Origin of the sequence: Phascolarctobacterium sp. Marseille-Q4147 (assembly GCF_017968825.1) — a bacterium.
Lineage (GTDB): Bacteria > Bacillota > Negativicutes > Acidaminococcales > Acidaminococcaceae > Phascolarctobacterium_A.
This window is the reverse complement of sequence record NZ_CP072874.1, coordinates 2,125,262-2,139,995: the sequence shown is the minus strand read 5'-3', so window position 1 is coordinate 2,139,995 and position 14,734 is coordinate 2,125,262. Positions and strand designations below refer to the sequence as shown.

General features: G+C 50.8%; 14 protein-coding genes. All 14 read left to right on the top strand.

Going from position 1 to position 14,734, the window contains the following annotated elements:
• Positions 1-67 precede the first annotated feature (67 nt).
• The gene (locus KAH19_RS09755; protein WP_210684439.1) at positions 68-1,351 is read left to right on the top strand and encodes a DUF512 domain-containing protein; all 1,284 of its coding nucleotides are present in this window, start codon (positions 68-70) and stop codon (positions 1,349-1,351) included.
• Between the two features lie 9 nt (positions 1,352-1,360).
• Positions 1,361-1,870: a cob(I)yrinic acid a,c-diamide adenosyltransferase gene (locus KAH19_RS09750; protein ID WP_210684438.1), complete on the top strand. Its 510-nt coding sequence runs from the start codon at positions 1,361-1,363 to the stop codon at positions 1,868-1,870.
• A gap of 343 nt (positions 1,871-2,213) precedes the next feature.
• Positions 2,214-3,542, top strand: a complete 1,329-nt coding sequence (gene der, locus KAH19_RS09745) for a ribosome biogenesis GTPase Der (protein WP_021719958.1) — start codon at positions 2,214-2,216, stop codon at positions 3,540-3,542.
• A gap of 21 nt (positions 3,543-3,563) precedes the next feature.
• On the top strand, positions 3,564-4,193 hold the full coding sequence (plsY, locus tag KAH19_RS09740; RefSeq protein ID WP_210684437.1) for a glycerol-3-phosphate 1-O-acyltransferase PlsY: 630 nt from the start codon (positions 3,564-3,566) through the stop codon (positions 4,191-4,193).
• Positions 4,194-4,346: 153 nt separating this feature from the next.
• Positions 4,347-5,639, top strand: a complete 1,293-nt coding sequence (locus KAH19_RS09735; RefSeq protein ID WP_210684436.1) for an SH3 domain-containing protein — start codon at positions 4,347-4,349, stop codon at positions 5,637-5,639.
• A 19-nt stretch (positions 5,640-5,658) separates the two neighbouring features.
• Positions 5,659-7,143 carry a leucyl aminopeptidase gene (locus tag KAH19_RS09730; protein WP_210684435.1) on the top strand — a complete coding sequence of 495 codons (1,485 nt, stop codon included), beginning with the start codon at positions 5,659-5,661 and terminating at the stop codon, positions 7,141-7,143.
• Entirely contained in the window at positions 7,143-7,967 is an 825-nt protein-coding gene (locus KAH19_RS09725) for a PHP domain-containing protein (RefSeq protein ID WP_210684434.1), read from the top strand. The genes KAH19_RS09730 and KAH19_RS09725 overlap by 1 nt, the downstream gene beginning before the upstream one ends.
• Positions 7,958-8,782 carry an Asp23/Gls24 family envelope stress response protein gene (locus KAH19_RS09720; protein ID WP_009145763.1) on the top strand — a complete coding sequence of 275 codons (825 nt, stop codon included), beginning with the start codon at positions 7,958-7,960 and terminating at the stop codon, positions 8,780-8,782. The genes KAH19_RS09725 and KAH19_RS09720 overlap by 10 nt, the downstream gene beginning before the upstream one ends.
• An 876-nt stretch (positions 8,783-9,658) precedes the next feature.
• Positions 9,659-9,889, top strand: coding sequence for a hypothetical protein (locus tag KAH19_RS09715; RefSeq protein ID WP_210684433.1), 231 nt, complete (start codon positions 9,659-9,661; stop codon positions 9,887-9,889).
• Positions 9,890-10,263: 374 nt separating this feature from the next.
• Entirely contained in the window at positions 10,264-11,091 is an 828-nt protein-coding gene (locus KAH19_RS09710; protein WP_210684432.1) for an Rpn family recombination-promoting nuclease/putative transposase, read from the top strand.
• Positions 11,092-11,294: 203 nt separating this feature from the next.
• Entirely contained in the window at positions 11,295-12,254 is a 960-nt protein-coding gene (locus tag KAH19_RS09705; protein WP_210684431.1) for a ketopantoate reductase family protein, read from the top strand.
• Positions 12,255-12,280: 26 nt separating this feature from the next.
• Positions 12,281-13,084, top strand: a complete 804-nt coding sequence (thiD, locus tag KAH19_RS09700; protein WP_210684430.1) for a bifunctional hydroxymethylpyrimidine kinase/phosphomethylpyrimidine kinase — start codon at positions 12,281-12,283, stop codon at positions 13,082-13,084.
• The gene (gene thiM / locus KAH19_RS09695; protein ID WP_210684429.1) at positions 13,084-13,911 is read left to right on the top strand and encodes a hydroxyethylthiazole kinase; all 828 of its coding nucleotides are present in this window, start codon (positions 13,084-13,086) and stop codon (positions 13,909-13,911) included. Before thiD ends, thiM begins: the two co-directional genes overlap by 1 nt.
• A complete protein-coding gene (gene thiE / locus KAH19_RS09690; RefSeq protein ID WP_210684428.1) occupies positions 13,911-14,546 on the top strand; it encodes a thiamine phosphate synthase in 636 nt (211 codons plus the stop codon). Before thiM ends, thiE begins: the two co-directional genes overlap by 1 nt.
• The last annotated feature ends 188 nt before the right edge of the window (positions 14,547-14,734 follow it).

Below are 14,734 nucleotides of genomic sequence, written 5' to 3'. Positions count from 1 at the left end.
TATGATATAATAATTTGACGACTGATCTTTTCACGGTTTATTATATGCATTTTTTTAAGGAGTTGTAATGGTAGGACTTATTAGTGGTGTACGCAAGAACAGTTTGGCAGCGGACGCAGGCATCAAAGTCGGCGAAAAGCTGTGCAGCGTAGACGGCGTACAGGTTAAGGATATAATTGAATTGAGCTTCTATACCTCCGATTACGAGGTTGATCTGGAGATAGAGGCCACCGATGGCACACGCCGTCAGGTACATATAGAAAAATATCCGGATGAGGCTCTTGGCTTGGAGTTTGATTCCGCAGTTTTCGACAGAGTTGCGACCTGCTACAATAACTGTGTTTTCTGCTTTGTCGACCAGATGATTCCCGGTATGCGTCCGGGTCTGTATGTGCGTGATGACGATTACCGTCTGTCCTTCTTATATGGTAACTTCATTACACTCACCAACATGAAGGATGAAGATTTTGAACGTATTATCCGCACGCATCTTACGCCGCTATATGTTTCGGTACACGCTACCGACCCGCAGGTGCGCTGCCAAATGATGCACAACCGTTTTGCCGGTCAGCTGATGGAGCGCTTGCAGCTTTTGTTCGATGCGGGCATTCAGGTGCATACGCAGATTGTCTGCTGTCCCGGTTATAACGACGGCGAGATTCTTGCCAAGAGCTTCCACGATTTGTACGCGCAGTATCCCAATGTGCTGACAATGGCGGTTGTTCCTGTTGGTACTACCAAGCACCGCGAGCATCTGCCGCAGCTTGCTACATTTACGAAGGAGCAGGCCGCAGAGGTTGTGGAGCAGGTGACCGCATGGCAGGAGCGCTGCCGTAAGGAAACAGGCAAGACGTTTATCTATTTGGGCGATGAATTTTATCTGCTGGCGGAAAAGCCTTTTCCTCCTACCGAATGGTATGACGGCTTCCCGCAGCTGGAAAACGGCATCGGCCTTACTGCCAACTTTATGCTGGAGTGGGACGAGGCGTTGGCGCAGATGCAGAGATTTCATGCTGCAGAGCCTGCGGTGATTCCCGTGGGTGAGGGCGCTTACCGTGTGCTGGAGCCTTTGATGGCGAAGCTGAACAGCCAGTTCGGTTCGGAGCACCGTTTTGTGCCTGTGCCTAACAGCTTTTTCGGCGGCAAGGTCAATGTCACCGGTCTTTTGACAGGCACAGATATCTTAGCGAACGTGCAGGATAAGAAGATTATTCTGCCGGATGTGGTTTTGAATAACGATAAGCTGTTTTTGGATGATATGTCGCTGGCGCAGTTCAAGGAGCGTTACCCCGGCAAGGTGGAAATTGCCAAGGGTGCGAAGGAATTGCTGCATTTATTATTGGAAAGATAGGTGAAGCGTATGCTGCAGGTTTATACAGGTACAGGCAAGGGCAAGACTACTGCCGCTTTAGGCGTAGCGCTGCGTGCCTCCGGTTATGGTATGAAGACGCTGATGCTTTCATTTTTGAAGGATGATCCTGAATACGGTGAAGCGCGGGCTGCAAAGAATCTGCCCTGGTTTACGCTGCGGCAGGTGGGACGCGACGCCTTTGTCAACTTCCGTAATCCCGATCCTATTGATTTAAAGATGTGCCGTGACGGCTGGGAAGAAGCGAAGAAAGCTATCAGCTCCCACGCTGCGGATGTTATTATCCTTGATGAGCTGAATATTGTGCTTGCTACCCAAATGCTGCCGACTCAGGAGGTTGTTGATTTCCTGAAGCAGTATAAAAGCACCGTCGAGATTATTATGACGGGCAGGGGTGCGCCGCCGGAGCTGGTGGCAATTGCTGATTTGGTGACGGATATGAGCGAGGTTAAGCATTATTTTCACAAAGGAGTTGGCTCTCGTAACGGCATCGACCATTGAGGTGTGCGTTAAAGGACAACCCTTCCGTCTACTCGCTAACGCTCGTAGCCACCTCCCCTTTCAGGGGAGATATAATAGTATTGCGAGATTTTAACTTTAGCTATTACGACGAACTTTTATATGCTCCCTGAAAGGGAGCTGGCAAAATCACGTCAGTGATTTTGACTGAGGGTTGTGCTTGCGACAAACTAGGTCGTAGCGTCAAGGGAGCTGGCATCGCCGAAGGCGATGACTGAGGGTTGTATGCGTTGTAATAGACATATTCCCCATAAATATGCAAAAATTTTACATTTCTATGATAGACACATACTAAAAAATTTATTATGATGAAGGAGATTTGATTATGGCTAAACCGATAGTTGCTATAGTTGGACGTCCGAACGTAGGCAAATCTACTCTTTTTAATATTTTTGCCAACAGCAGGATTTCCATTGTTGAGGATACACCGGGCGTTACCCGCGACCGTCTGTATGCTACCGCCGAATGGCTGGACCACGAGTTTATGATGGTTGATACCGGCGGTATCGAAATCATGAATGCCGATGCTATTGCTGTTTCTATCCGTCAGCAGGCACAGATTGCGATTAAGGAGGCGGACGTTATTCTGTTCGTCTGCGATGCGCGCGCAGGCATTACTACCGAGGATGCTGACGTTGCCCGTCTGTTGCGTCAGTCCAAGAAGCCGATTGTGCTGGCTGTCAATAAGGCGGATTCTCCGAAGCAGGAGATGAATACTTTTGAATTCTATAATCTGGGCATCGGTGACCCGATTGCTGTTTCCGCGTCCAACCATTTGGGCCTGGGCGATTTGCTGGATGCCGTTGTTGCCAAGTTCCCGTCCGATAAGATGGCAGGCGACCTGGAGGAAGAGGACGAAATCAAGGTTGCTCTGATTGGCCGTCCTAACGTGGGCAAGTCCTCTATTTTCAACGCACTGGTAGGCGAGGAGCGTTCTATCGTAAGTGATGTTGCAGGCACTACCCGTGATGCGATTGATACTCCGGTAGTACGCAACGGTCAGAAGTACCTGTTCATTGATACCGCAGGCATGCGCCGCAAGGCTAAGGTTGACGAACCGATTGAAAAATACAGCGTTATGCGCTCTCTGCGCGCGGTTGACCGCAGTGACGTTGTGCTGATGGTTTTTGATGCTGTTGAAGGCGTAACCGAGCAGGATAAACGTATCGTCGGCTATGCGCATGAGGCAGGCAAGGCTGTTATTCTGGTTGTCAACAAGTGGGATTTATACGAGAAGGACAATTCCTCCACTCTGCGTTACACCGAAACTCTGCGCAAGGAGCTTGTTTTCCTGCAGTATGCGCCGGTAGTTTTCGTTTCTGCCGTTACCAAGCAGCGTATTCACCGTCTGCCGGAGGTTATCTCTTATGTTGCCGAGCAGAACGCTATGCGTATCGCTACCAGTATTCTCAACCAGGTTATCGAGGACGCTGTGGCTATCAATCCGCCGCCGACCGAAAAAGGCAAGCGTCTTAAGATTCTTTATGTTACACAGGTCAAAATCAAACCGCCAACCTTTGTTATCTTTGTCAACGAACCGGAAATCATGCATTTCTCCTATCAGCGTTATCTGGAGAACAAGCTGCGTGAGGCCTTTGGCTTTGAAGGCACACCGATTCAGATGATTATCCGTGGCAAGAACGAGGATGAATAAATAAAAGTTAGGTGATTTGTTATGTTCAATGAGGTGGGTATATTACATTTTCTGCTGGGCTTTGTGCTCGGTCATGTGTGCGGTTCTGTTCCCAGCGGCTTATGGCTGGTGCAGGCCTTTCATGGTATTGATATCCGTAATTACGGCAGCAAAAATATCGGCACAACGAACGTTTTCCGTACCGTCGGTCCCAAGACTGCGGTGCTGGTGCTGATTGCCGATGCCTTCAAGGGTATTCTCGCCGTTGGTATTATGAGCTATTTCTTCCACAATCCGCTGCTGGATGTGGTTACGGCTTTGGGCGCGCTTTTGGGACACAATTATTCGCTCTTTCTGGGCTTTAAGGGTGGCAAGGGCGTTGCGACCGCACTGGGCCTGTTGATTTTTATGATGCCTAAGGTTGCGGTAGCAAGCTTCGGTATCTGGCTGGTGTGCGTGCTGCTGACGCGCTATGTATCGCTTGGCTCCATTATGGCTGCCATCTTTACGCCGCCGCTGGCGTGGTATCTGGGTTATCCTTCTGCCTACGTGATTTTCTCCGTGGTTGCTGCTTTCTTTGTAGTTTTGCGCCACAAGGAAAATATCCATCGCCTGCTCACAGGCACCGAAAGCAAAATCAAACCGGGCAATGCCAAGGATCTGCAGAAATAAAATATCGCATCTACGCTGATGTAGGCCAACGCTTACATCAGCTTTTTTAATTTACTAAAGCAGGATTTTTGTCTTGCCTAAAGAATATAATAATATTACAAGTATTTTAAGTGACTTGCAGTAAACTGAATACTGCAGGAGGGAGGAACGAAATTGCGATTAGCAAAGCTTTTATATACAGCTGCAGTTGTTTGCGGACTACTGCTGCCTTTGGGCGCTTCGGCCGCAGGCATTACCAATTATCCGCCGCTGGTGAACCCGTCGCACTGGACGGAGCAGAACAAGAGCGGTGATACGGTTATTCTGGATGCGAAGGGTGTGGCAGCTTTCAACGCCAAGGTGCGCGCTGCTTCCCGCAGTATGCCTGACCTGGCAAATTATCCTGCGACGATGAGCGGTGACGCGCTCAAAACGAGGATTATGGATTATTCTATCCTTGACGATGACCTGTATCTGCATGGCAACAAGGTGAGCGAAAACTATAAGAATATCCTGCGCAGGCAGAGCAATGTCAGCGCTATTCCCAAAAGCGTGGGCGTGCAATACGCAGTGACGGTGCGCCGTACTGCGGTGCGTGCGCTGCCTACGGGCGAAGGCCTGTATTATTATGCCGGCGACAGAGATTTTGACGCGCTGCAGGAAACTATGCTGGACCCCGGCGAGCCTGTGGCTGTGCTGCACACCAGTGCCAACGGTTATTTTTACTACGTGCAGGCAGTAAACTACAGCGGTTGGGTGAGCAAGTTTAATCTGGCTATGACTGATAAGAATTCCTGGAGCAGCTTTGTGAAGCCGCAGAAGTTCCTGGTTGTTACCGATGCAGAATATAACCTGAAAACGGACGGCGAGCAGGTGCTTTATCAGCAGGGTGCGCGCCTGCCGGTTGACAGTGTGCAGAGCGATACCTATACGGTGCTTGCGCCGGTGCGTACCAAAGCAGGCCAGCTGCAGAAGCAGAAGCTGCTGGTGCCGAAGGCTGCCTCTGCCGTGCATTACGGTTATTTGCCCTATACCAGCAATAATCTGCTGAGCTCCGCTTTCAAATTTTACGGCAAGCCTTATGGCTGGGGCGGTTTGAAGAACAGCGTGGACTGCTCGAGCCTGGTGTTCAATGCTTACCGCACTGTAGGCATTGTGCTGCCGCGTAATGCCGACCAGCAGGAGCTTACCGCAGGCACGAAGAAAAAGCTGAGTGGCAGCTCGCAGGAACGTGCCGCTGTTATCAGCAAACTGATGCCGGGTGCAGCGCTTTATATGGATGGCCACTGCCTGATGTATATCGGCAACATCAACCAGACACCGTACACGATTCACGCGCTGGGCTCTTATTTTTCCAAGGGCCGCCTGATGCGCGAGATGAAGGTGCTGGTGAGTGATTTGTCGTTACAGCGCTCCAGCGGCAATACCATGCTTAACGAATTGCAGACTGCAATAGAATATAAATAATGATAGGAGAGTTCAGGATATGTTAAACCAATTTCAATGTACCGCAGCGGAGTTCAACGCTGCAGCCTATAATGACGCGGACAGTATTGTCCTCTTTCTGTGCAAGGAATGCGCGGCGGCTATCGACAAGCTGGAGCTGCCGGAGGCTGTAGCCAAGGCGGCAATGGCGTACACCGCACAGCACGACGATATTTATGACGCAGGCAGTGTAACCACACTGGTGCTGCCGCAGGGTGAAGGTCTGCTGACACTGCTTTTGGCAGGCTGCGGCGAGGGCAAGGACTGCAAGCCGAACAATTTCCGTAAGGCTGCCGGCGCTGCTGCCCGCGCTTTGCACAAGGCTAAGGCACAAAAGGCCGTACTGGCTGCGCCCATCCTGCTGAACGCCGAACGCAGCAAAAACCTGCAGGCGCTTGTCGAAGGCCTGTACCTCGGCGCGTACACCTTCAACCGCTTCAAGAGCGAGGCCAAGGAGGCGCCGCTGTGCGAGGCTGTCGTACTTAGCGCTGTGCCGGAGGCAGCGGCAATCATTACCGCTGCGGAAATCTCTGCGGAAGCAGTTTGCTATGCGCGTGATCTGGTGAATAACCCCGGTAACGTGGTAACACCGCAGACCATGGCCGACGATGCCTTGAAGCTGGGGCAGGAGCTGCCGCTGGAAATTACCATTATGGACGAAACCCTGATGGAAGCAAGAGGCATGCATGCACTGCTGGCAGTAGGTCAGGGCAGTCATAACCCTCCGTGCCTTGTTGCTTTGCGCTACAACGGCAACGGTGACGCTCCCTATACAGCCTTCGTAGGCAAGGGCATCACCTTCGACAGCGGCGGTATTTCCATTAAGCCTGACGACAACATGGGCGAGATGAAGGACGATATGACAGGTGCGGGCGCTGTGCTCGGCGCTATGCGTGCCATCGCACGTTTAGGCCTTAAGTGCAACGTTATCGGCGTGCTGGCCTGTGCGGAGAATATGCCTGACGGCAAGGCGCAACGCCCCGGCGACATTGTGCGTGCAGCCAACGGCAAAACCATCGAGGTTGTTTCCACCGATGCGGAAGGACGCATGGTGCTGGCGGACGCAGTCTGGTATGCCTGCCAAATGGGTGCCAAGAAGGTTATCGACATCGCAACGCTCACCGGTGCGGTAATTATCGCTCTGGGCAACGAAACTAGCGGTATTGTGGCCAATGATGACGAGCTGGTGGAGCAGATTAAGCTGGCAGGACGCATGGCCGGTGAAAATTACTGGCAGCTGCCTTCCCTGCCCGAATGCAAGAAGGCCATCAAGAGCGACGTTGCGGACCTGCTCAACAGCGCAGGACGTGCCGGCGGCTGCATCACCGGCGGTCTGTTCATCGGCGAATTCGTCGACAAGGATATCCCGTGGGCGCATCTTGATATCGGCGGCACCTCCACCGCAACCAAGACGGAAGGCTTCAAGGTCAAGGGCGGTACTGCCTTTGGCACTATGACGCTTATTAAGCTGGCAGGTATGCTGTAATGGCTGCGCAGCTTGTTGATTTACATTTGCACAGCACCTTCAGCGACGGACGCTACACGCCGACCATGCTGGTGGATGAGGCTGTGGCTAAAGGCATCGGCGTAATCGCCATTACCGACCATGATTCGTGGAACGGTATGGCAGAGGCGCGCGAGGCGGCGAAACGCTACGACGGACGCATCCGCGTCCTCACCGGCGTGGAGCTGGGAACGCAGTACGAGGATGATGCCGTGCATATTTTAGGCTATCACGTTTCTATGGACTGTGAAGCGCTGCATAAGAAAATGGACGAAATGCGCCATGCGCGCGAGCACCGTTTATATGCCATGCTGGAGAAGCTGGAAAAATTAGGCTACCATGTGGAGGTAGAGGCCTGCGACCCCAAGAACAGGGCAGTGGGCCGTCCGCATGTGGCCAAGGCACTGGTGGCCAAGGGCTATTTTGCTACCGTGCAGGAGGTTTTCGACGCACTGCTGCACCGAGGCGGACCGGCGTACGTGCCGCAGCCCAAGCTTTCTCCGCATGAGGCAGTGGCGCTGATTCACGAGGCAGGCGGCATTGCTGTGCTGGCACATCCTTCGGAGCTGGTGGATAAAACTCTGCCCGAGCGCCTCTTAGCCGCAGAGCCTTTTGACGGCATTGAGGTGTGGCACCCCAGCGCGGATGCACAGGCGCAGGCTCATTGGCTGGCACTGGCCAAGCAGCGCGGACTGCTGGTGAGCGGCGGCAGTGACTTTCACGGAATCCATGACCGTTTCCCCACAAAGCTGGGAATCTGGCAGGTGCAATATGATGATGTTAAGGGTGTAATAGAATGGAAGTAGTTGCTTTTGTAGGACCAAGCGGCACAGGCAAGAGCCACCATGCCATCGGCGTGGCCTTTGACAACCGCTGCGACGCTATTATTGACGACGGCCTGCTGATTAAGGGTACCAAAATCCTGGCAGGCACCTCCGCCAAAAACGAAGACAACAGAATACAGGCCGTAAAGCGTGCCATCTTCACCGACGAAGGACACGCGCAGGCGGTGCGTGAGGCGCTGGCCACCAACAACATTCATCGTCTGCTGATTATTGCTACCTCGGACAATATGATCAACAAGATTATCGGCAGGCTGAAGCTGGATAAGCCGGTTAAGACGGTGTATATCAACCAGATTGCCAGCAAGGCCGAAATCAAGAAGGCCCGCCATGCGCGTCTGCAGGAGGGCAAGCATATCGTGCCGGTGCCGACGATTGAGTTGAAGCCTCATTTCACAGGCTATTTTGCCGATTTGCCCTATAATATTTTTTCCAGCCAGCGCAAGCAGGAGAAGGATGCGGACCGTTCTATCGTACGTCCTTCGTTCAGCTTTTACGGCAAGCTGCTGATTTCCGACAGCGCGCTGGAGGATATCATCAAAATAATCGGTCGCAAGCTGGAGGGCGTGGAGCGCATCACCTCGATTAAGGTGCGCCGCCGCAGCGACAACAGCAAGGGCATTGTTATCAGCGTAGAGGTTGTGCTTTATTACGGCGTTAAGCTCTTTGCCGTTACCAAGCAGTTCCAGGCGAAGATTAAGGAAAAGATTGAGTATATGACAGCCATGAAGGTGAATAACGTGAATGTTTCCATCCGTAGCTTGGCTGTGAAGAAGTGAATAAAGCAGCTGCATGCTTTAGGATGCACAAATCCCCCGCAGGGTTTTCTGCGGGGGATTTTTTTGTTAATACTTCGGTTTAATTCAACTTCTTTCATAACTGAAAGAAGTTGGAAGAAAGGTTCGCGCTTTTTGTAAAGCGCGGCAAAACAAAAACTTTTTCAGGAGAAAAAGTTTTACCAAAAAGCTCTCTTAATCGGGTCGCTTTGCTGTTACTAGCGCCTGTTCGTAATTCTTTTAAATGTTCTTTGTAACCCATGCAGTGCTTTGTGGTTTGTCTAAGCCTCAAAAAATGCCTGCACAATCGTTAATGTGTTGCACGAGCCTTTGCTTACTACGAACCAAAGAGAATATGGTAAAGCATTTTTTGCTAAGCTTTTTTGTGCGAGCAAAAAAGCGACTGTTTCCCGCGCTTTCGCAAAGCGCGCCCCTTTCTTGTTACTTCTTTCGGGGACGAAAGAAGTAAATATAAATCTTGAAGGCTGACCTTAGGGATTTAGAGAAAATAGAACTGCGGTAGAACGCCTTTTGTATAAATATAGCTAAAAATTCTCCCAACATAGCCACTTTCTGTCCACCATCTGTGCTATACTTATATATGTGAGAAGAAAGAAAAATGACGGCTGACAGAAGGGCGGATGTTTTATAGCAGGATAATTTCGCTCCAGCCTTCTATAACCTGGCTAACTGCTACCGCAAGGGCTTTGGTATTGCTGCCAATAAGGAAAAGGCGGAGGCATTAGAAAAGCGGGGTGCGGAACTGGAAGCAGAGTGTAAGGAAGAAATCGTGAAGGTAAAGGCCAAGTAGAAGGATTTAAATTGCTTTTGTGATGTACGATATGAGTTGGATTAGCAATCAGAAAGGTTGATACAAATATGATAGAATGTCTTAAACAATTTTTAGTCGATGAATTCAATCTTACCTTCGAGGAAGCATGTAAAATGAGCCTTGAGGAGAAAAAAGCTCTGTTTGACAAATGCGCGGAAATAGAACTTGACGAGGCGTATAAAAGCGACCCTATCAGCGAGCGCGGGCTTTTAGCTTCACTTTGGCAAGATATAATGCTGACTAAAGTACCCGAAAAAGAGGATGAGATGAAGAAATGATGGGTTAACGTGCTTTCAAAACTTTACAATCAAGGCATGCTTTAATTTTTCAGAGTTGGGAATGAAATCCAAATACCATACAAAAAATGTAAAAATCTGGAATCCATTTCAAACTTTTAGGGAAAATAGAGAAAACTTAGAATGCGTTCCAATTTTTTGAAGAAAGTGATGTAAATTGGGTATGCTTTCTAAGCCACTCCAATTAGAGAATTTTCATACTATTCTTGACATTATCACAATTATCTGATAATATAAGATCGTAAGATTTTGCACGCCTGCCCAGAGTATGGTCGTCGCAGCGTCATTGAGAACGCCTTATGTATTATTGAGTAGTACATAGGGCGTTTTTTGTTAAGAAGAAGGGAGTTGAAGTAATGCAGACAAATGAAGCAAGTCAAGAAAGTGAAATCAAGCAGGTCATACGCAGCCTTTGCATGATGAACAACAGGTTTATGAACTTCATGCTTGATGACAACAGGAAAGCAGCGCAGGTTTTCTTGCGCATTATTCTGGGAGATGATAAAATTAAGGTGAGGAATGTCAGGATACAGAGCTTTATCCAAAATATCTACGGACATTCTTCTCAACTGGATATTTTAGCGCAGGATAGCAAAGGACGTTATTTTAACGTAGAGGTGCAGAGAAGCGATGAAGGCGCTCCGGCAAGACGTGCCAGATTTTACAGCAGTATTCTTGATACGCATTTTCTGCAGCCAAGTAAGCTCTACGAAGAACTGCCGGATACCTATGTAATTTTTATCACCGAGAATGATGTATTGCGCGATAATTTGCCGTTATATGATATAAGACGAACGATTAAGCAAAGCGCCAAAGATTTTGAAGATGGTTCGCATATTATTTATGTTAACAGTCAGCGCCGTGATGATACAGCGCTGGGCAAGCTCATGCAGGACTTATACTGCACAGAGCCTAAAAATTTACATTACCAAGAATTTGCCGAGCGCATGGAATTTTTGAAATACAGTAAGGAGGGCGAAGAAAAAATGACTGACGTGCTTGAAGAATATGCTGCAAAAAAGGCTGAAGCAGTGGCAAAAGAAGCTGAGAAAAAAGAGCAGGCAAACAGAATAGAGCTTGCCAAGGGCCTCTTGGCTGACGGTATGAGCATCGAATTCACCGTACGTCACTCCAAGCTTTCGGAAGCAGAGGTGCGTGAGCTTGCCTCCAAGCTGACAGCATAATAACTTCTTCCATAATATTATAATTTCACCCGTTCTTCACAGCAGCTTGTGCCTTGCACTTCGCTGCTGTTTTTTTATGCGCCCCGATATGCTATAATATATAATGTATAATTAGCTTTACTGCAATGAGCGTTACAGCCTCAGCGAAATAAATTCCGCCCCGGCCTGCAACGCTTCTTCGCAAGCAATAAGGAGTGATAAGCATGGAGATAAAATCTGTTGCACTTTTGGGAGCAGGAGCCGTAGGCTCTTATATAATCTGGGGACTGAGCAAGCTCCCCAATATCAGATTCGGCATTATCGCCGAAGGTAGCCGTGCTGCGCGTTTGCGTGACGAGGGCTGCACCATCAACAACGTAACCTACCATCCGCAGGTATGGAGCCCGCAGGAGGCCAAGGGCGTAGATCTGTTGATTGTCGCTTTAAAATACGGCGCTCTGCCCGGCGCACTGGCAAGCATCCGCGAGGCAGTTGGCCCCAATACTACTGTCATGAGCCTGATGAACGGCGTAGACAGTGAGGAAATTATTGCCGGCGTTGTTGACCGCAAGCAGATTCTGCCTGCACTGATTAAGATTGCGTCGCGTCACGAGGGCAACGGCGTGCGCTTCAACCCGGAAAAAACTATCGGTATTGTTTTCGGCGAAGCACAGGCACCGTTTGAAAGTGAGCGCGTGCTGGCGATTGAAGCACTCATGCGCAGCGCCGATATCCATATCCGCCACACGGATTGCATTAATGAAGAAATCTGGTGCAAGTTCCGTCTGAACGTCTGCAACAATCTGCCGCAGGCTGTTATTGGCGCAGGTCTTGGCTGCTACCGGGACAGCGAGCATATGCGTGCAATTAAGGAGGGACTGCGCCGTGAGCTGGAGGCTGTTGCCGCCGCCAAGGGCATTGATATGAGCAAATGTCCCGCAAGCTCCGGCCGTGGCAGCGCCGTTCCGCCATCTGTGCGCTATTCCACGCTGCAGGACCTGGACGCAAGCAGACACACCGAAATTGATATGTTCTCCGGTGCGCTGATGAAGATGGGCAAGGAGCTGGGGATTCCCACGCCCTACAACGAATATACCTATCATATTATCAAAGCGTTGGAGGAGAAGAACGATGGCCTGTTCGATTACTCCGGCCAGAATAAAGAAACTACCTTCTCAAGCTAAGTGCACATAAAAGGAGGCTTTTGCAGATGAAGAATTTGCTGACGATTGCCGGCAGTGATTCCAGCGGCGGCGCGGGAATCCAGGCCGATTTAAAGACCTTTGCCGCTCATGGCACCTTCGGTATGAGCGTCATTACCGCCGTTACGGCACAAAACACCTGTGGTGTTACCGCAGTGCAGAATATTGACTGTGATATCGTCGAAGCGCAGATTGCTGCCGTTTTTGACGATATCCGTGTGGACGCAGTAAAAATAGGCATGGTATCGCAGCCGGAGATTATCCGCACGATTGCCGCCTGCCTGCGCCGTTATCGGCCGCGCATTATCGTGGTGGACCCGGTGATGATTTCCAAAAGCGGTTATCCGCTGCTGGCGCCGGAGGCCTGCGAAACGCTGATTAAGGAGCTGCTGCCGTTGGCTACGCTGGTTACACCCAATCTGCCGGAAGCAGAGGCGATTACCGGTATGCAGGTTACGGAGAAGGCGCAGATGCGCGCCGTTGCGGAAAAAATTATTGCTCTGGGTGCGAAGGCTGTGCTCGTAAAGGGCGGTCATTTGAGCGATACAGCGGATGATCTGCTCTTTGACGGCAGCACGGAAACATGGTTCCCCGGCAAGCGCATCCCTACGAAAAATACGCATGGCACAGGCTGCACGCTCTCGAGCAGTCTGGCGGCAAACCTAGCCAAGGGACTGGAGTTGCCTGAGGCAGTACGCGCCTCCAAGGCCTACGTTACCGAAGCCATCGAGCATGGCATCGAACTGGGCAGCGGCTGCGGACCGACGCATCATTTTGTTGATTTATACAGAAAGGCTGGTATCTTAGACTAATGGATTTAAAAAATACTTTTGGCGAGCTGGTTGACAAGCTGCGTAAGGCAAGACCTGTCATCCACGAAATTACTAATTACGTTACGGCAGAAAGCTGTGCAGATGCTGCGCTGGCAGCAGGTGCTTCTCCTGTGATGGCCGATGAGCCGGAGGAGGTTATTGAAATTACTGCCGGTGCCGATGCACTGGTGCTGAATCTCGGTACGCTGAGCTTCAATAAGCAGATTGCTATGGAACGTGCGGCGCAGGCTGCCAAAACCAAGGGCATCCCCGTGGTGCTGGACCCCGTGGGCGTAATGGCTTCTACCGTACGCTTGAACTTCGCGCTAAAGCTGCTGAACGCAGGCTATATTGACATCGTGCGCGGCAACCACAGCGAATGTCAGGCGCTGCTGCTGGGTGCAACCGGCGGCCGTGGCGTAGACAACATGGAGCAGGGAACCGAAGAGGGCGAAGCACTGCGCACCGCCAAGGACGCTGCTGCCAAATTCGGCTGCGTCTTTGCTGTCACTGGCCCGATTGACAACATCAGCAACGGCAAGCAGGCTGTTGTACTGAACAACGGTCACCCGCTGTTGCAGGACATCACCGGCAGCGGCTGCATGACTACTACCTTAGTTGCCTGCTGCGCTGCTATCACCAAGGATATGCTCGTTGCGGCAGCACTGGGCGTAGTAATCATGGGCCAGAGCGCCGAGCTGGCAGCCAACTTCCTCGAGAAGAAGGATGGCCCTGGCATGTTCAAGGTGCGCCTGATTGACGCAATCTACCATGTAACTACGAAGTGGAATCTGGTAAACCTGAAGCCGGAGGAAAAGGTGTCCTGATGAAAGCACAGCCTGATTACAGTATTTATCTGGTTACAGACGATGGCTGCCTGCAGGGCAGGGCGCTTATTGACTGCGTGCATGAGGCGCTCGAGGGCGGCGTGACGCTGGTGCAGTACCGTGCCAAGACAGCATCCAGTGCGGAGATGTACGCAGAAGCGCTGCAGCTGAAAGCACTGTGCGACAGCTTTAACGTGCCGCTGATTATCAACGACCGTCTGGATATCGCTATGGCGGTGGGGGCAGCAGGCGTACATTTGGGGCAGGACGACCTTCCATGCGCTGCGGCGCGCAAGCTTTTGGGCGAGGATTACATCATCGGCGTTTCGGCGCACAATCCGACGGAAGCCGCAGAGGCGCTGCAAAGCGGCGCCGATTACCTTGGCTGCGGCGCTGTCTTCGGCACTGCTACTAAGGCAGACGTGCAAAAGCTGGGTACTGATGGTTTGTCAGCCATCTGCAAGGCTAAAGGACTGCCTGTTGTCGGCATCGGCGGCGTAACTGCGGACAATTACCGCGAGGTGCGTGCGGCAGGCGCTGACGGTGCAGCCATAGTCAGCGGCATTCTGGCTCAGCCCGATATCTGCGCTACGGTAAGAGCGATTGCCAAGGTAAGCCAGGAGTTTGCCAAATAATAAGCGTTATAATAAGCGTTATCACAAACATTCCTTTTCAATAAAATTATGGTCATCTTTCAGGGTGGCCATTTTTGCATTATGGCTGATTTTCCGAATTATTTTTAGCTAAAACTGAAAAATGTTCACTAATATGCCTATATTTATCGTTATCCATATTGGATAAAACGCCGAAGTGTGTTAAAATA